At 64.5% G+C, this 17969-nt stretch carries 14 protein-coding genes, 1 tRNA gene and 1 pseudogene; 7 read left to right on the top strand and 9 right to left on the bottom strand.

The genetic code is table 11. The features are described from left to right. Positions 1-94: 94 nt before the first annotated feature. The 3 genes from AC3WJB_RS02615 to AC3WJB_RS02625 all read right to left on the bottom strand — a co-directional run bounded on the left by AC3WJB_RS02615 (position 95) and on the right by AC3WJB_RS02625 (position 3204). On the bottom strand, positions 95-1420 hold the full coding sequence (locus AC3WJB_RS02615; protein WP_492678423.1) for a dipeptidase: 1326 nt from the start codon (positions 1418-1420) through the stop codon (positions 95-97). A 216-nt stretch (positions 1421-1636) separates the two neighbouring features. Next, the gene (locus tag AC3WJB_RS02620) at positions 1637-2296 is read right to left on the bottom strand and encodes an isochorismatase family protein (protein ID WP_492678425.1); all 660 of its coding nucleotides are present in this window, start codon (positions 2294-2296) and stop codon (positions 1637-1639) included. Then, positions 2293-3204: a polysaccharide deacetylase family protein gene (locus AC3WJB_RS02625; protein WP_492678427.1), complete on the bottom strand. Its 912-nt coding sequence runs from the start codon at positions 3202-3204 to the stop codon at positions 2293-2295. The genes AC3WJB_RS02620 and AC3WJB_RS02625 overlap by 4 nt, the downstream gene beginning before the upstream one ends. 141 nt (positions 3205-3345) lie before the next feature. Here AC3WJB_RS02625 and AC3WJB_RS02630 point away from each other — a divergent pair, with 141 nt between their 5' ends. Then, positions 3346-5220, top strand: coding sequence for a chorismate-binding protein (locus AC3WJB_RS02630; RefSeq protein ID WP_492678429.1), 1875 nt, complete (start codon positions 3346-3348; stop codon positions 5218-5220). Positions 5221-5303: 83 nt separating this feature from the next. Here AC3WJB_RS02630 and AC3WJB_RS02635 read toward each other — a convergent pair whose 3' ends face one another. The 4 genes from AC3WJB_RS02635 to AC3WJB_RS02650 form a co-directional block, all read right to left on the bottom strand. Then, on the bottom strand, positions 5304-5675 hold the full coding sequence (locus AC3WJB_RS02635; protein ID WP_492678431.1) for a type II toxin-antitoxin system VapC family toxin: 372 nt from the start codon (positions 5673-5675) through the stop codon (positions 5304-5306). Then, positions 5672-5893 (bottom strand): type II toxin-antitoxin system VapB family antitoxin, encoded by a 222-nt coding sequence (locus tag AC3WJB_RS02640; protein ID WP_492678433.1) that lies wholly within the window; start codon positions 5891-5893, stop codon positions 5672-5674. Before AC3WJB_RS02640 ends, AC3WJB_RS02635 begins: the two co-directional genes overlap by 4 nt. 79 nt (positions 5894-5972) lie before the next feature. Beyond that, entirely contained in the window at positions 5973-6533 is a 561-nt protein-coding gene (gene cas1f / locus AC3WJB_RS02645) for a type I-F CRISPR-associated endonuclease Cas1f (RefSeq protein WP_492678435.1), read from the bottom strand. A 612-nt stretch (positions 6534-7145) separates the two neighbouring features. Then, positions 7146-7361 (bottom strand): hypothetical protein, encoded by a 216-nt coding sequence (locus AC3WJB_RS02650; RefSeq protein ID WP_492678437.1) that lies wholly within the window; start codon positions 7359-7361, stop codon positions 7146-7148. Positions 7362-7803: 442 nt separating this feature from the next. Between AC3WJB_RS02650 and AC3WJB_RS02655 the strand changes: the two are divergent. From AC3WJB_RS02655 to AC3WJB_RS02680, 6 genes and pseudogenes are all read left to right on the top strand, one after another. After that, positions 7804-7917, top strand: a pseudogene (locus AC3WJB_RS02655) (IS3 family transposase); the annotation flags it as partial. A 341-nt stretch (positions 7918-8258) separates the two neighbouring features. Then, complete coding sequence (locus tag AC3WJB_RS02660; protein ID WP_492678439.1) at positions 8259-9035, top strand: iron-containing redox enzyme family protein; 777 nt, start codon at positions 8259-8261, stop codon at positions 9033-9035. Between the two features lie 62 nt (positions 9036-9097). Beyond that, positions 9098-11881 carry a putative bifunctional diguanylate cyclase/phosphodiesterase gene (locus AC3WJB_RS02665; protein ID WP_492678441.1) on the top strand — a complete coding sequence of 928 codons (2784 nt, stop codon included), beginning with the start codon at positions 9098-9100 and terminating at the stop codon, positions 11879-11881. A 337-nt stretch (positions 11882-12218) separates the two neighbouring features. Next, positions 12219-12509: a type II toxin-antitoxin system HigB family toxin gene (locus AC3WJB_RS02670; protein ID WP_492678443.1), complete on the top strand. Its 291-nt coding sequence runs from the start codon at positions 12219-12221 to the stop codon at positions 12507-12509. Between the two features lie 12 nt (positions 12510-12521). After that, entirely contained in the window at positions 12522-13718 is a 1197-nt protein-coding gene (locus AC3WJB_RS02675; protein WP_492678446.1) for an ImmA/IrrE family metallo-endopeptidase, read from the top strand. After that, on the top strand, positions 13715-14878 hold the full coding sequence (locus tag AC3WJB_RS02680) for a beta family protein (protein ID WP_492678448.1): 1164 nt from the start codon (positions 13715-13717) through the stop codon (positions 14876-14878). Before AC3WJB_RS02675 ends, AC3WJB_RS02680 begins: the two co-directional genes overlap by 4 nt. 623 nt (positions 14879-15501) lie before the next feature. Here AC3WJB_RS02680 and AC3WJB_RS02685 read toward each other — a convergent pair. Together AC3WJB_RS02685 and AC3WJB_RS02690 are read right to left on the bottom strand one after the other, a co-directional pair. Further along, positions 15502-15578 (bottom strand) — tRNA-Arg (locus AC3WJB_RS02685). A 408-nt stretch (positions 15579-15986) separates the two neighbouring features. Continuing rightward, entirely contained in the window at positions 15987-17885 is a 1899-nt protein-coding gene (locus AC3WJB_RS02690) for a M61 family metallopeptidase (RefSeq protein WP_492678450.1), read from the bottom strand. Positions 17886-17969: the final 84 nt, after the last annotated feature.

Consider the following 17969-nt stretch of genomic DNA (forward strand, 5'->3'; position numbering starts at 1 on the left):
CCTCCCGCGTGGCCAGCCCTTCGGTCGTTGAACATCGCTTCTGGGGGACGACGAGGACATACACCGGGATCACAAGGGAAGCAGGCGTCTGGGTTCAGCCGGTCGCGCCGGACGTCTGGGCGGCTGCGGTCAACGTGGCGTGCGATGGCGCTTCGGTGGCCTGCAGGCGCTTGGCCACGGCTTCGGCCTGGCGCATCACGCGCAGCAGGTTGTTGCCGGCGAGGGCCGCCAGGTCGTCGTCGCTCCATCCCCGGCGCGCCAGTTCAACGAACAGTGCCGGGTACTTGTCCACCGCATCCAGGCCGACCGGCGTGGATTCGATGCCGTCGAAATCCGAACCGATGCCGACGCTCTCCACGCCGGCCACCTTGCGGATGTGCTCGATGTGGTCGGCAACCTGGGCCAGCGTCGCCCGCGGCGCCGGATGCGCCTGGGTCCATTCGGCGAGCGCCGCGTTGGCGCGCTCGGGCTGGCCCGGGTATTGGGTATCGAAGCGCGCCTTGGCCCCGGCCCGCTCGGCTTCCCAATCGAGTACGGCCTGCGAGATGAATACCGGGTAGAAGTTGACCATCACCACGCCGTGATTCGCCTTCACCAAGGCGAGGATGTCATCGGGCACGTCACGCGGATGGTCGTCGAGCGCACGCGCGCTGGAGTGCGAGAAGATCACAGGTGCCTGGCTGACCTCGAGCGCCGCGCGCATGGTGTCCGGCGACACGTGGCTGATGTCGACCAGCATGCCCAGGCGGTTCATCTCATGCACCACGGCGCGGCCGAACTCGTTCAGGCCGCCGTACTTGGGCGTGTCGGTGGCGGAGTCCGCCCAGTCGGTGGTGCGCGCATGGGTCAGGGTCATGTACCGCGCGCCCAGCACGTAATACGCACGCAGTGCCGCCATGGAGTTGTCGATCTGATGGCCGCCCTCGACGCCGATCAGCGAGGCGATGCGCCCGGCCTTGTGGATGCGCACGATGTCGTCGGCCGTGTAAGCCATCTCCATGTCCTTGGGATACTTGTCGACCATGGTGCGCACGACGTCGATCTGCTCGATCGTGCGCTTGATCGCTTCCGGCCCGGTGATCGTGGCAGGGATGAACACCGACCAGAACTGCGCCCCGAGCTGGCCCTTGCGCATGCGCGGGATGTCGGTCATCAGCGAGACCTTGCCCATGCCGCCGCCCCAGGTCCTGCCCTGGAGATTGGAAGTGTCGGCGGAGAGATCGATGTTGCCGACGTTGCCGAAGCCCATGCTGATCGCCCCCGGCAGGTCATTGTGGCCATCGATGAGCGGCGTGCGGGCGAGCACGCGCTCGACGCGCTTCTGCAGCTGGGCGTCGCCGGCGCCCGGCGGGGTGGACTGGGCGAAGGCAAACAGCGGCGCGGCCAGGAGCAGGCCTGCGAGGAGCGGGAGCTTGGTCATGTCGGCATTCCATTGAGGCCGTATGGCGGGGAGCGGGAAGTATTGCGTGAATCCACCATGTCGACAATTTCCGCGCCGCCCGCGGACTCCCCTTCCAGAGCGCCGCCGCAGCTGCGAACTTGCCCCGAAGCGCGAAGGGTGCGACGCCAGCCGGCCAGTCGCCGTCAGTGGATGGTGAGCGGGCTGCGCCGGACTATTCCCGAAATGAGACCGGCATCACCGGATAGGCGAGAGCTTGCCCAGGTAGGCCAGGGCCTCAGCCAGGTCGACCACGTCGGCATACTTGGCGTCGAGGTCGAACAGACTGGCCTGGTGCGGCAACAGCGCGCGGTCGCCCACCGCCTCCTCGACCACGATGGTGTGCAGGCCATGCGCGCACGAGTCCACCGCACTGGCGCGCACGCAACCGCTGGTGGTGCAACCGGCGATCAGCAGCGTGTCGACCCGAGCCGCATCTAGCCGGGCGGCCAGGTCGGTGCCGAAGAAGGCGGAAGCGTGCTTGCGCACCACGGTCGGCTCGTCGGCGCGTTGCTTCAGCCGGCCATCCACCTGCACCCACTCGCTGTCGGCCTGCAGCCAGCCGAGCGAGGGAATCTTGCGCGGCCACAGTCCGGCGTCGTGCAGGTCGGGCGCGTAGGCGATGGTGGAGAACAGCACCGGGACGCCGGCGCCACGTGCAGCATCGAGCAACGCCACGGTCGCCTGCAACTGCGGGCCCAGCTCGCTGGCCATCGGCGAGCGCAGGTCGGTGAAACCGGCAATCAGGTCGACCACCAGCAGCGCCGGCCGCGTGCCGAAACCCACCCGGCCGACGTAGCCCTTGGCGCGGAACTCGGCCCGCAGCCGGGCGAATTCCTCGGCAGCGCCCCTGGTCATGGCTGCGCCGGGTTGGTATCCGTCGGTACTGCAGGCGCGGCCACTCCGCGCTGTTCCCGCCAGGCCGCGGCAATCTCGTCGCTGGTGGCCAGCCACACGCCCTCGTGGCCGGTGACATAGGCCAGCGCCTGCTCGAAATACTTGTGGCGGAAGGCCTGGCCGGTGCTGAAGGGATGCACGGCCAGCGCCATCACCCGGCCGGAATCGGATGCCATTGCCTCGGCATGCAACTGGTCGAGCTGGTCGCAGACCGCCTGCTGGAACTCGGGTCCGGTGTAGCTCTTGACGACAAACATGGTGACGTCGTTCAACTCGATCGAGTACGGCACGCTCAGCATGCCGGGCACGGCCAACTCGTAGGGCTGGTCGTCGTTGGTCCAGTCCAGCGTGTAGCCCAGGCCCAACTCGGCCAGCAGCGAAGGCGTCTCGAAGCTCTCGGTGAGCGCGGGTCCCATCCAGCCCTGCGGGCGGCGGCCGGTGGCCTTGGCGATGGTTTCCACCACCTCCACCAGGTAGGCGCGCTCCGCCTCCCGCGTCATCCCGGCCTGCACCGTGGAGTTGTCGCGCCCATGCGCAATCCACGCCCACTGCCGCTCCATGCCGGCGCGGATGATCTGCGGATAGTGCGTACAGACGGCCGAATTGACCAGCGCGCTGGCGCGGACGCCGTGGCGGTCCATCGCCTCCAGCATGCGCCACAGGCCAACGCGCACGCCGTAGTCGCGCCAGCCGTAATTCAGCGCATCCGGCACCAGCGCCGCGGTGCCGGCAAAGATGCTGGTGGACGGCTTGTCGATCCGGTAATGCTCGATGTTGAGGCCGAGGTAGAACGCCACCCGCGCCCCGCCCGGCCAGCGCAGCGGCGGGCGCTCCGGCAACGGGCTGTACGCAAACAATTGGTTGTCCATGTCCTTCCACCCTGCAGACGGCCATTCCCGGAACACCGATTTTAGCGTGCGCCTTGCCTGGCTCGGCTTGATGCGCGTCAACGCTGCCGAGCTGCGCCGGCCCCCCACTACAATTCCGGTACGCAGCCGAGCGGAGCGAGGGTGTTGCCTAGTTTGGTATTTGACGATGTGGGCGGCGGAACCTGCCGGATCTTCGAGGCGCCCGTGGCCACCATCCGCGTCCATGCCGCGGCCGAGGTCGCCGATGCCCTGCGGCAGCTGCAGGAACGCATCGACGCCGGCTTCCATGTGGCCGGCTATTTCAGTTACGAGCTCGGCTACGCGCTCGAGCCCCGGCTCGCGGACCTGCTCCCGCCAGCCTGCCCGACGCCGCTGCTGTGGTTCGCGGTGTTCGCGCAGCCACCGCGCGAGATCGCGGGCGAGGCCCTGGAACGCGCATGGCAGCCGCGCCGGGCCTACGCCGGGCCGCTGGCATGGGAGTGGGACGAGGCGGGCTACGCGGCAAAGTTCGCGCAGGTGGCAGAGCACATCCGCGCCGGCGACCTCTACCAGGCCAACCTCAGCATGCGCGGCCGCTTCGCCGTCATGGGCGATCCGTGCGGGCTCTACCTCGCATTGCGCCGCGCGGGCGGCGGCGCCTACAGCGCATACGTCGATGACGGCACTCGCCAGATCCTGAGCTTCTCCCCCGAATTGTTTTTCGACCTGCGCGCCGATGGCACGCTCACCTGCCGCCCGATGAAAGGCACCGCGCCGCGCCGATCGCCCGATCCCGGTGGGAGTCTGCAGGGGACCGAAAAAAGCCCCTTTGGGAGCGGCGAAGATAGTCCCTTGCGAACGGGCGAAAACGCCGCAGACGCCTTGGTTCGAGCCGCCCTGCAATCCAGCGCCAAGAACCGCGCCGAAAACCTGATGATCGTCGACCTGGTGCGCAACGACCTGGGCCGCGTCGCGGTCACCGGCAGCGTGGAGGCGACGCGGCTGTTCGAGATCGAGAGCTACCCCACCGTGCACCAGATGGTGTCCACGGTTACGGCCCAGCTCCGCTCCGGCACATCCGTGCAAAAACTGCTGGCGGCGCTGTTCCCGTGCGGCTCGGTCACCGGCGCACCGAAGATCCGCGCCATGCAGGTCATCCGCGAGCTGGAAACCAGCCCGCGCGGCATCTATTGCGGCGCCATCGGCTGGTTCGCGCCCGACCGCAGCGCGCGCTTCAACGTGGCCATCCGCACCCTGACCATTGCCGGCGGCCGCGGCGAGCTGGGCGCCGGCGGCGGCCTGGTGGCCGATTCGCGCGCCGCCGACGAATACGCCGAGTGCCGCCTCAAGGCCCGCTACTTCGAGGCCACGCGCCGGCCCCTGAAATTGATCGAAACCCTGCGTTGCGAAGCCGGCAACTACGTCCGGGTGGACCTGCACCTGCAGCGCCTGCAGGCCAGCGCGCAGGCATTCCGCTTCCCGTTCCACCGCGAGCGCGTCCTGGCTGCACTGGCCGACGCTGCGGCCCAAGCCGTTCCACAGACCCGGGCGTCAGCGACGGAACCTCAGCGCGGCCCGGCCGCCTGGCGCGTGCGCTTGACGCTCGACGAACAAGGGCAGATCGAGGTCCATGCCGGTGAGCTCGCCCCCACCTCGACCGCCTGGCGCTATGTGCTCTCCGACCAGCCCCTGGACAGCACCGATCTGCTGCTGCGCCACAAAACCGATCGGCGGGAGCCGCATGACACCGAACGCGATCGCGCCGCCCGGCAATCCGGCTGCGACGAAGTGCTGTTCTGCAACGAACGCGGCGAGCTCTGCGAAGGCTCGCGCAGCAACGTGTTTCTTGTCATCGGCGGCGAACTGCTGACCCCCGCGGTCAGCTGCGGCCTGCTGCCCGGCTGCCTGCGCCGGGAGCTGCTGGCCACCGGCCGCTGCCGCGAAGCGATACTGACACCAGCGGACCTGCACACCGCCAGCCAGGTCTATTTCGGCAATTCCCTGCGCGGGTTGGTGCCGGCCTGCAGCGCTGACTGATCTCTGCGGTCGGGATATTGGCGCAGCCGACTTCGCTTTGTTCAGGCTGGCGATTCGCCTGGCGTCCTCAGGCTTGCGCGCCGTCAGGTGTATTTGCCGGAGACGAGCCCGAGCTCGGCGGCCACGCCGCGCAGGCGCCGGTCGCGCGTCCAGAGTTGCGAACGTCCCGTCAGCAACGTGGACGCCAGCAGATGCATGTCGATCCAGCCGATACCGCGGCCACCCAGCGTATATCGCTCCACCAGGCCCAGAACCTCCCCATGGGCGGCAACCAGGGCCTGCGGCAACAGCGCAAGCGCGGACAGCAGGACCTTGCGGTTGGGCAGCGTGCCGCAGGCCAGTTCGCCAACGACAAACGGGTGCACGAGCACCACACCGGCGGCCAGCAGGGACGAGAGTTGCCGATCGGGCTTGCGCAGGTGATCGATCCAGATCGAGGTGTCGGCAACGATCACGCGCGCTTCCGACGCGCCGGGCCGTCGGCTTCAGACCGGCGTCGCGGCGGCAACTGTGCGCCCGGAACGCTCCCGCCCAGCTGGATAAGCCGGCGCGCGGCTTCGCGCTCGATCAGTGCCCGCAGGCCCTCGTGGATGACCGCCGAGCGTTCGTCGGTGCCGATCGCCTTGCCCGCGGCCTGCAGCAATTCGTCATCGAGAGTGATCGTGGTGCGCATGGGGTGTCTCCAGCAGCCTTGTTCCGAAATCCACTATACATCACGTTGTGCATCACATGATGCGGTATTTGATACACCGTCAAGCCGTGCACGCTGGCCATGACGCAAACCTGATCAATGCAGCGTTGACGGGGCGCCACAGCACTAGTCGCGCGACATCGACGACAAACCCCACATCGTGCAACCCGCGCTGCTGCCACGCCGCGCCGATACGCTGCGCGCGCAGGCGCTGAAATGCCTTGGCCGCGGCGAGGCGCAGGTCGTCGTCGAACCAGAATCGTACCCACGCTTGCAGGTATTCGGTAGGTCGGTATTCGCTTTGTGGCGCGAACCAGGCCGCTTCGAAATCCCGCTCGTTAGCGGAAAACAGAGGGGTCCCGCCACCGCCACAGAAGCCCACCAGCACTCCCGCCTTGGCCAGCTCACGCATCGCCGCCTGGGTAATGGATGTGCCGGTACCTAGAAGCACCGTGGTCGTATTGGCGATGGGAATGTTCCAATACGCGGATTGTTTGCCCTGGTCCGTGACGTACTCGACCCGGCCACCGTTGACCAGCACCCGGCAATGCTGCAGGTAATAGATGTTGGCGCGCTTGGAATGCAGGATCGACTTGAGGTCGGTCGGGCCGATTTCGTCCATGTCGGACTCCCCTGGATACGTCGCTGGTACCTATGCTGCACCGGCGGCATCTCATCCGACGAGACTACCCCACGATCAAATTTGGCGTGGCCGCAATAACGCAGGAGAGTAACTTGCCAATGCGACACACCCTGAAACATCAACGCACGAGACGCTGCGAGCCAATATCTGGATCGGCGTAACGGTGCACCCGACAGGATTCGAACCTGCCCTCGGAGGGCATTGCTCTATCCAGCTGAGCTACGGGCGCATGGGTGACTCGTGAACTCGCACGCCGCTTGCCGGGCCGCAGCGCACGTGGTGCGGTGGCGATGCGGCAGCGCCCCTTGAGGCGCCGCCGCCTGGGCGATACAAGCGAGGAAAAAGTGCCGGGTTCATTATGCTTTATCTAGAAAATGAACCTGACGCCGCATTCGCCCTGTCATCGCCGCCATCTTGGCGTCCCGGGACAGGCTGACCGGGCCTAACACGATGTAGTGTCCGCACATGGCGCAACTCTGCGCCGACAGGCTTGGTGTTCATCCGCAGGGTGGCCGTGCCGCATTTGGGGCAACTACGACGCAATTCTGCACTCCGCAGCGGCTTGCCGCAGGACATCGCAGGGCGCCCATTTCACCCGCTTACCAGTCGCGGCCGGGCCATGTGCGGACGCTCCCGGTAACGGTGCATCTTCAATTCCTCGAGGACGATGTCCCACGCGTCCAGCCCCAGCCATGCTGGCCTGAGTCTTTCCAGCGCATCCATGTCATCTCGGTTGCATCGTTGCCTGAGACGCGCCAAATGGCTCAACATCCGCTCGGTTTGGTCGACGTCGATGTTCACGTCCATGGCCAACTCCAGTCCGCTGCTTGTGGAATATCCAGTGGCCAAGCAACGGTCATGCCATGCGCAACAACGGGTGCAAGCTGGCGAAAATCGCCGGGTAGCGCGTCCTGCCCCGAGTGCCTTGTTGGTCACTGGTTGCGCAGAGCGACCCTCGCACCATCGGGCGCAACCTTGCCGGGAGCATCCCCAGGCTTGCGGCCGTCACGCCGGGCGCCGCGCTGGCACGACCATGCACAAGCGCATCATTGGCCTTGCGGCACGGTGGCCACGCCGCCACGACGCGGCTCGCGCCGTGCGGCGCAAGCCTGGTCAAGCGGCCCCGGGCAAGCCCCCAGGTAGCGGACAGCACGGTCGTAAAGTGGTGACGATCGGTCGACCCGGTACCTGCGTGATCCGAACCCCGGAGCTGCTCATCGACGTGGGCAATGGCAAATCCTGCGGGTGACTTGCGCAGGCCCTGTTTGAGCCGATCGAACTAGTCCAACAGGTAGCAACCCGTTGACTGTGGACATATGGCCACGAACGCCCGAACATGGCGCTCGGCGGCATGGCCCAGGCAGAGTGGCGCTTGTCGCACAGCTCACTCCGATGGGCATCAAAACCGGGGGATTACCGTACTACCGCACTGCTTGCCGCGCTCAATACGCTGGAAGGAACCGCGATCTGGCGCTGCAAGCCCAACGTCGACACCACGGGTGGCTGACGTCCCACACCTGTTTGACCCGCGCACGCCCAAGGACAAAGAGGCTGCACCTGATTTGCGATCACCACGCCAGCACAAACATCCGAATGTAAAGCACGGCTGCAAGGCACCCACGTTTGCATATGCACCTGGAGACGGCCCGGCAGCATTCCATTGCCGCGTAACGGAAACACCAACAACAGTCCGAGGAGAGATGAATGAACAAGCAGTTTGAACTTGCCGGAGCGCTGACATCCCTGAGCAGCTATCCGTCATGGGCACAGGACATTGTGGCTGAGTGCGCCGACGCCAAGGAGAAGTGCGCGAATCACGAGTTGTTTCAACTCATGCGGACGGCCAAGCTCGACCATGACTCAACCGCCAATTTCCTGATCGGTATCTGGCCGGTGGTCGAGCGTTTTCCCGCCTACATGGCGCTCAGCCTCCTCAAGACACGTTTTGGCCGCAGCCGGGCTGACGACCTGGCGCGGCGCTGGTTGGTGCGCAATATCCGGGTGGAACAAAACCATGCCGAGTACTGGCTCAAGTGGGCCGAAGGGGAACGCATAGCGCGTGAGGATGTGCTTCATCGCCAGGCCCCGCTGGGCACCCAGACGCTCGCCACCTGGCTGGAGGAAGTCTGCACCAGGGACAACCTGGCGGCCAGTATCGCGGCGAGCAACTACGCGGTCGAAGGGGTCGCCGGCGAATGGGCGAAGCTGGTCTACGAAAGCCAGTTGTACCAGGACAGCTTCCCGGACAACGAGCGCAAGGCCACCTTGCGCTGGCTCGAATTGCATGCCGCCTACGACGATGTGCACCCATGGGAAGCCCTGGAGATCGTTTGTACGGCCATGGGAAGCAACCCGGAGGTGGAGCAGGTCAGCCATATCCGCGAGTGCATCATGCGCACTTACACCAGCCAACTCGTGAGCGTGAGTCGCTGCATGGAACGCTCGCGTCCAATGGCGTTGGCCACCGCGGCAGTTGCATAGTTCAAGCTAACGCCCGGCCGGTCGATATGGAGTCGTGCCCATCGAAGTGTTGAAAGAGACGAATGGAGGCCTTCCCGACCGGTTTGCAGCGGCCATTGTCACGTCGCTTGATGCCGCTTGCCTATGCGCTGGTGGTGATGATCGGGTTGATCCTGACGCTGACGTGGGGGTCGCTGCAGGTCCAAGTCACTCTCGCCGGTTTTCTCAACGGCGAGAGTCTTTGGTCCAAAGCCCAAAAGCAGGCAGTCATTGACCTCAGTACCTATGCGTCGACCGGGAACCCGGAGCAGCTCGAGGCTTTCCGTCGCAATGCGAGGGTCGTCGCAGCCGATCGGTGGATACGGGACACCATCGACTCGGGTCATTATCAAAATTCCGACCTGACTGCCGCGTTTCGCGAGGGCGGCGTGATCCCGAGCGCCGTGCCCGGGATCATTTTCATGTTCAAGCATTTTGCTTGGGCGCCACACATGAAACAGGCATTGGCAGCATGGCGGGCATCGGATGCTGCCATCGCGGAGTTGGACGTCATCGCCAATGAGCTGCAAAAGGCCTACGCCACGGGTGCCGTTCCGCTCGGTTATTCACTGGGAGCGCGCCAGCGCATCCTGGCGCTGAACGACCGCATCGAACCCCTCACGAAGGTGTTTTCACTGGAAGTTGCCGAGGGAGCGGTATGGGTCGGCTCGATATTCTTTGGCGGCGTCGTGGCGATCACTTTGATCGCCATGCTGCTGTGGTTCATCACGGCAAAGCGCATCCTGACAAGTGCCCGCGGCACCGAGGAACGCTACCGGCTGCTCTTTGACAGTGCCGCCGATGCGATCGCGATGGTCGATGAGTCCACGGGACGTATCGTTGACGCGAACCAGACCATGTTGGCCTGGACCGGGCGCGAACGCGCCCAGTTGGTCGGCGACCGCTTCGTGCACCTGTTCCAACACCCGGTGCGTAGCGATCCGAGGCACGCGGCAACCAACGTGTTGTGGACCGGAAACGACTCGTCCAGACTGGTGGAGACGCGAAGCAACCTGGTCACCTGGGCTGACCGCTCGATACGCCAGACGATCATTCGCGACATCTCCGAGCGGGTCAAGATGGAACAGGAGCGCCTCGTGGCCGCCGAGGCCCTGGCCTCCATCGCCGAAGGCGTCATCATCAGCGACGCACAGTACCGCGTGACATCCGTCAATGCCGCGCACGAGTTGCTTACTGGCTACACCCGCAGAGCCATGCTGGGGCGGTCGTGGGTGGAGATGCGCACCATGCCCGACGGCACGCCACTGCCGTCATCGGTATGGGAACGTGTTGCCGCCGGCGACTACTGGCGCGGTGAAGTGGCGACCCTCCGGGCCGACGGCAGTTGCTATCCGGAACACTTGAGTATCAGCGCAATCCGCGACGAGCAGGGCGACGTCCAGCATTACGTTGCCGTATTCACCGACGTCTCAACGGCGAAGGCCAACGAGGGCCGGCTGGAATACCTGGCACGCCACGATCCATTGACAGGTCTCGTCAATCGCGGCGAGTTCGAACGTTTGTGCGCTGGGGCCATTGTCGAGGCCGAGCACGATGGCACGGCGGTGGCTGTGCTGTTCATTGACCTGGACGCGTTCAAGAACGTCAACGACAGCTACAGCCATGCGGTGGGCGACCGTCTTCTGGTCGCGGTGGCAGCGCGCATCAATGGCCAGCTGGACGAAAACGCCGTGGCAGGCCGCATCGGAGGGGACGAATTCACTGTCCTGATACGCGGGCTGGCCACGCGCGAACACGTGCAGGCAATCGCTGACCGCTTGCTGGCGGCTTTGGCGAAATCGATCTCCATTGACGGCAAGGAGATCGTCTTGACCGCCAGTATCGGCGTGGCTGCCTATCCACTCGACGGCGCCGATCCGCCTTCACTGATCGCCAATGCCGATGCCGCCATGTATGCGGCCAAGACCGAGGAGCGAAATGCCGTTCGTTTGTACACTCCGGTGATGCACGCCGATTCGCGACGGCGCATGCAACTTGCAACCGAGCTGCGTCAAGGCTTGGAACGCGACGAATTGCGGGTGGTGTACCAACCGAGCGTAGACCTGCAGCATGGGCGCATCGTGGCTTGCGAGGCGCTCGTGCGCTGGCAGCATCCGGATCGCGGCCTGCTCATTCCTGCCGACTTCATCCCGGTGGCCGAAGAGCTCGGCCTGATCCGGCTGGTCGACGAGTGGGTGCTGGCAGCGGCCTGCGCCCAGATCAAGGCGTGGGATAGCAGCGGCATGCCGCCCATTCGCGTGGCAGTGAACATTTCCGCCCGGTGGTTTGGCCACCCGGGCTTTCTGCTAAGCGTCACCAGCACGTTGCAGGAACATGGCGTACCGCCGGACCGGATCGTCCTGGAGATCACCGAAGGCGCGATGCTCCGCCTCGGCGACGGTGTGGAACGCACCATGGAGACACTCCACAAAAATGGTGTAGCCGTCGCGATCGATGACTTCGGTACGGGCTACTCGTCCATGGCGTACCTGAAACTCCCTGCGGTGGCTTACCTCAAGATTGACCGCTCCTTCGTGATCGGGCTGCCCGAGGATTCCAATGACGCGGCCATCGCGAAGGCGATCCTGGCGATGGCCCACAGTCTCGGCTTGGCAACCATCGCCGAGGGAATCGAGACGGAGGAGCAACACCAGTTTCTACGTCTGGCGGGCTGTGGCGAGGGACAGGGCTTCCTTTATTCGCTCCCGTTGGAGCCGCACATGGTCGAAGAGCTGCTGCGGCCGAAAGTCTTGTCGCTTCCGCGCGGCCTGAGCGTGGTGCCACCGAAGCGATCGCGCCGGACGCAGCAAGACCGCCATCCGTCGTGAATACTCCTTTCCGTTCGACCGCGAGCGCGTACTCGCCGCGTCCACCCACGTGCAGCGAACCACGCCTCCGGACGGGATTGATACGGGCCGCCTCGCCAAGCTGAGCATGCGCATGCAGCTGCGCCGATGGGCGGTTGTTTGGTCCCCCGCAATACCCTGGTGCCCAAGCTGCTCCCCGGAAAGCTTCGGGCGAAGAACGCGACTCGCATCGCGCAAGCAGCCGAGTGAATCGGCACGCCGCCGGTCCGTCAATTAACATGATGTGGGAATACGCACCGTGTTCCATTTTTGGGAACACGGTGCTATCATGTTTTCGTGAACGCGTTAAGGCCACTCGATGAAGGTCGTTGGACGCAACATCCTGGATCGCTTTTGTGTCAAGCACGCGGACGCCCGACGCTGGATCGAGAACTGGCTGTCCGACGTGGATGGTGCTGCTTGGGCAAGATCGCAAGACATCAAGGACAGGTACGCCTCAGCGAGCTTCCTTGCCCACAACACGGTGATCTTCAACGTCAAGGGTAATGACTACCGCCTTGAAGTCACCTGCGCGTACCGCGTTGGCGTGGTGGTAGTGGAATGGGCGGGCACACATACCGAGTACGACGAGCGCAATCGCAAACGCTGAAACCGGTGGCTCATGAATATTCAAATCATCAAAACCGACGCACAATACCAAGAGACACTCGCGGAGGTCGGCCGTCTGGCCGAAATCGATCCGCCGCTCGATACGCCCGACGGCGCGCGCCTGGAGCTTTTGGCGAAGCTGGTTGAAGACTACGAAAAGGAGCGTTTCGTCTTCGGCCAACCCGACCCGGTCGGTGCCATCCTGTTCCGCATGGAAGAGCAAGGTTTGCGGCAGGCGGATGTCGCGCCGCTCTTCGGCGGGCGTAACCGCGCGTCGGAAGTGCTTGCCCGCAAACGTCCGCTGACGCTAACAATGATCCGCGCCTTGCACGACAAGCTCGATATTCCGGCAGCCTTGTTGGTGCGCGAATCGACCGCGGAATACCAAACTGGCACAGAGTTCGACGAGGCCGACATTCCACTCACCCTGCTGCGCAAGCGCGGCTGGATCGAAGCGGGTGTCACCGCGAAGCAGTTCCTCACGCGACTGACGGCGCCATCGTCAAGCCCAGTACTGTTTCGACACACGCAGGTTTTCGGCAACAGCACGGGTACCAACCCCGTGCACATTCAACTTTGGCTTGCCCGCGTGCGCGAAGTGGCGGCCTCGCGCCATTACCTGCGCGGCCGTTATCGCAAGGAAAACCTTAACAAGGAAACGCTTGCCTACATCGCGCGCCTGAGCTGGATGGAGGACGGGCCGCGAGCGGCGATGAAATTCCTGGCCGACCGCGGCGTTGCGCTAGTAATCGAGCCGCATCTGCCCCACACGCGGCTCGATGGCGCGGCGATGATTGGCCGCGATGGCGCGCCAGTCATCGGAATGACCATCCGCCATGATCGTCTAGACAACTTCTGGTTCACCTTGATGCACGAACTCGTGCACGCGTGGAAGCATCTAGACGATACGGAGCAGCGCGCCATCGCCGATGAAGACATCGAAAAGCCGCCCACAAAGATCGCCGCAATCGAACGCGAGGCGAACGACCTTGCGGCCGAAATTCTTGTCGACAGGGCCACTTGGAACCGCAGCCGTGCACACTTGAATCCCTCCGTGGAATCGATCCGTGAGCTTGCCAACCGACTGCAGGTCAACCCCGCGGTCATCGCGGGGCGAGTCCGGTACGAGCGGCGCAATTACGCGGTGTTCTCGAAGCTCGTGGGCTACCACACGGTCAGGAGCTTGTTCCCCGAGGTGAACTGGTCATGAGCATGGCGGCCGAGCCACTCTACTTCCCGATCTTGCGGGCCAAGGGGGGCGAGCTTGAGGCCCTCGCACGGCTTTCCCCGCTGGCACATGTCCTCGTTCGGCCAATGCTCGACTTCCCCAATACCAAAGTCGATGTGCATCACCCGCTGGAACGTTTCCTGCACGACAAGATTGTCGCAATCACAAAGTCCTGGGGCACGGAGCAGGAGATCTACCTCGACTTCTCCCGCTACGAGCCCAATGAGTGCGTGGAGGACGGGCGCAGCGTGGTCGAGTACGCGTTTGCTCTGGCTCGGCAGTCTCGTCTGAAATGCATCCCCGTAGTCGCTCCGTTGTACCTGCGCGGCCCCGGTACGGCCTACTTTGATGCCGTGTCACGCATTGTGTCGCGCGATCGGCGCGGCATTGCCGTTCGCGTACCCAGCGGAGACTTCGCATCGACAGACGTACTGAAATCCGTGCTTGCCGAGGCCCTGCATCTGGTCTCAGCGGCACCGACCTTCGTAGACGTATATCTGGATGCCTCATCCCTGTATGGCCTTGCCACTGAGTCGGACGACGAACTCGCGCTGGTTCAGTCCCTGCGGGAGGCAGCCGTTGCCACGGATGACCTAGGGTTCCGGCGAACAATCTTTGCAGCATCGAGCATACCGGACAGCCTCGCACGCCAGCGCAAGGACCGGGCCATGCATGTGCCGCGTCCAGAATTTAGGATGTGGCGTCAGATCGCCTCAGGTCATCGCCGCCTGCTTGCGAAATTCGGCGACTACGCAGCGATTTATCCGACGCAAACCGAACCTGATGTGCCACGCCGCCCACCGAGCCGGATTCGCATCACGGCCGACGACGAACACCTCTTGTACAAGGGCGCCCCCGAGGACATGCGGCGTCTTTCAAGACAGGCCGTTGAAGATGGAGCATTAGAAACAGCAGCGGCTTCCTGGGGAGAACACGCGATACGGGAGTGCGCGGCGGGATATGGCGCTCCCGGCTCCGCCTCGACTTGGGTTGCGCGCGACACCAACATGCATATTGAAAACGTCGTTGCGGAGATCGTTAAAGAGCCGGTGGCCGGCGTAAGCAAGCAAGTGATCGAGAGACTCATGCACGCTGATACACCATGGCTTCAAGACTCGCTGCTGGTCCCGGCTGCTCGATAGTACTTTCCGGACGACACGACAAATCCGGTCGGATGCGCGCGTGCATCGGCCCGTCGCTGCTTGAAACAACGGGTCGGCGACCAAGTTGCCTGACAGCTCCAAGGTCACTTCGGCCGGGATTCGCAGCGACACGGGCTCGGCTGCCAAGATCAGCAGCCCTGACTGCCGGTCGGCGCTTCCACGGTGGTGGATTTTTCGGTGGTGCTTTTGAGGGACATGACCGGCGTTTGGGCCTGATCGATCCGTCGTCGCATGGAGCGGAGCCAAGGGTGGACATGATGTCGAGGACTGCCTCATGACTCGTTGCACGTAACCAGTGTGATGGGGGCCGATATGACGACGACATCGAAGGCCAAGGCTGCCCGAGGAAAGGTGCGGAAGCATCGTGAGCGGCTGTGTGCGTTGGGACTGCGGTCGATCCAGATTTAGGTGACAGACGTGCGCTCGCCGTCTTTCCAGAAGCAGGCCCGCCGCTAGGCGCTGGCTGTCGCCCGTAACTCCCACGCGCGGGAGGATCAGGCCTTCATCGACGCTATTTTGGCCATCGACTTTTTGTCGCCGGCAAATGAGTGCGCGGAGGACTGGACCAATAGCAATCGGTAATGCCGGGTCCAGTAACGAAATGGTGCGCCCGACAGGATTCGAACCTGTGACCCCTGCCTTCGGAGGGCAGTACTCTATCCAGCTGAGCTACGGGCGCGTGGGTGACTCGTGAACCTGCAAGCCAATGGCCGGGCTGCCGCATACGGGTCGCGGTAGCGGCGCAGGTGCATCCCTCGGGGGATGCACGCCGTGCGGAGGCGATCAAGCGTGCGCGTGGTCGGCGCTTGAGCTTATCGGCGCCGAGCGCCGGCCACGGGCAGGCAGTATAACGGAGTTGCCGGCCACGCTTGCGGTGCGCAGGGGCCGCTGCACGGCTCGGTTGCCCCTGCGGGGTTGCCGGTGCGGGAGCCGGCGGGCGATGTTCGGGGGTTGCGGGCTTTCCAGCGGAAGGCATCGCCCGCCCACAAGGGATTCCCTTCGGTCACGAGCGGGCTCCCACCAGTGTGACGGTGGGCGCGTATCGCGGACGGTGGCGCGAGGTGCCTGGTCCTGTGGATCCGGCTCCTCAGCGCGCCTTGAGCAGCTTGCTCAGGGTGTCGGGCTTGCTCTCGTCGCGGACCAGGTGCGGGTATTGCAGGCCGTCGTGGTAGGCCACGCGCAGGGTCTGGTACTCGTCGAAGTTTTTCACCAGCAGCTCGATTGGCTGCTCGCTGCCCTTGGCGGCCTTGATCGCGTCCTTGAGCACGTCGGGGTCGTAGTCGTGGCCGTTGACCGCAACCAACTTCATGCCGGGGGAGACGCCGGCCTTGAACGCCGGGCCATCCCAGAGCACGTCGTTGATGGCGCCTTCCTTGCCGATCACCAGGCCGATGGAATAGGTGAGGTCCGCCACATGCCGCCGCTCCTCGTTGCCCTTCACGGCCACCGATGGCTCTTCCGTGTAGACCAGCTTCCAGCCGTGGTTCCCGATGCCGCCGAAGAGCGGGCCATGGCCGTCCAGACGGCTGCGCAGGAAAGTGGCCCAATCATGGGCGTCGATGGCATTCAAGGCCTGCACCACGTCGTCGAAGGTGTAGGTCTTGACCGCGTAGCTGCCATCGTCCATGCCGAAGAACGCCTTGGCGAAATCATCGATGGAGTGCTTGCCGCGCGAAAGCTCGCGCAGCTTGGCGTCCACGTCCAGCCAGATCATCATGCCGGCGTTGTAGTACTCCTCGCTGGCCTGGTAGTTGCGGTAGGGCAGCGGCGCCCGCTCGGCAATGACCGGGTCGTTGGTGGTGTCCTGCACGTTGCGCCAGCTGGCCAGGCCCGGACGGCCGCGATCATAGGTGGCCGCGGTGAGCGCCAGCACGTCGCGCGCCTGCTCCTCGCTCCACAGGCCCGAACGCGCCGCCAGCACGTTGCCCCAGAACTGGGTCTGGCCCTCGTACACCCAGAGCAGCGAGCCCTGCATCGGCTCGTTGAACGTGGGGCGGTAGAGGTCGGCGGGCTGGCGGAACTTGCCGTTCCAGGAATGGTTGAACTCGTGCGGCAGCAGGCCACGCAGCATGGGCTGCTTGTCCCATTCGGTGAAGTAGCCGGGCTGGCTGCCGTTCTCGCTGGAGCGGTGGTGCTCCAGGCCAATCCCGCTCATCTTGGTGCTGAGCGCGAGCAGCAGGTCGTAATGGTCGAAGTGCTGCGAGCCATAGAGCTTGTAGAGCTGCTGCACCAGGTTGCGGTGCGCCTGCAATTGTTCCGGGCTGATTTCCAGGTACTTGGCCGCGTCGGCGACAATGTTCATGTGCACCGGGCGTTTGGCGCCGGGGTCGAGATCCACGCGCTTGAAGTACTTGCCGGCAAACATCGGCGAGTCGACCAGGGTCTCGTAGCTGACCGGCTTGAAGTGCACGGTGTCGCCCTCGCGCGAGGCCTCTTCCAGCGCGCTGCCGAACTGCCAGCCAGCCGGGAACTTCACGCTGGCCTGGGTCATGATGCGGCTGGCGTAGTAGCCGGCCGGGTAGAGCGTGTTCGAGGACCACTGCAGGTTGATGATTTCCGGGGTCATCACCACCCGGCCCTGGTTGGTGTGCTGCGGCGACAGGTACTGGAACGCCACGTTCACACTGCTGGCACCTTGCGGCACCTCGACGTGGAAGGCATTCACGTTCAGCGGGTCGCGTGTCCACGGCAAGGTCTGGCCATTGGCGGTGATCACCAGGCCGGCCATCTTGTCGATGGGTCCCACCGGGGAATGGTGGCCAGGCAGCCAGGCCGGATAGAGCAGGGTCAGTGGACCGGGCTGGGCCGGCACCACTTCGCGCACCTGGAAGATGCGCCGGGCCACGTCGGTGGCATCCACGGTGACCTGCAAGGTGCCCTGGTACGGCACATCCTGGGGTGGCGGGACGTCAGCATGCGCCGACAACGAGGCTATCCCGCACAAGGCGGCCACCAGGGTGGCGCGTCCGAAGGAAGCATTGATCACGACATTCTCCGTTGGAATCAGTCAAACCAGGAGTCCAGCCTGCCCCACGGTCGCGGTCGCCCGTGCCCGATCCAAACGTGGTCG

This window comes from Rhodanobacter sp. FW510-R10, from assembly GCF_058781105.1.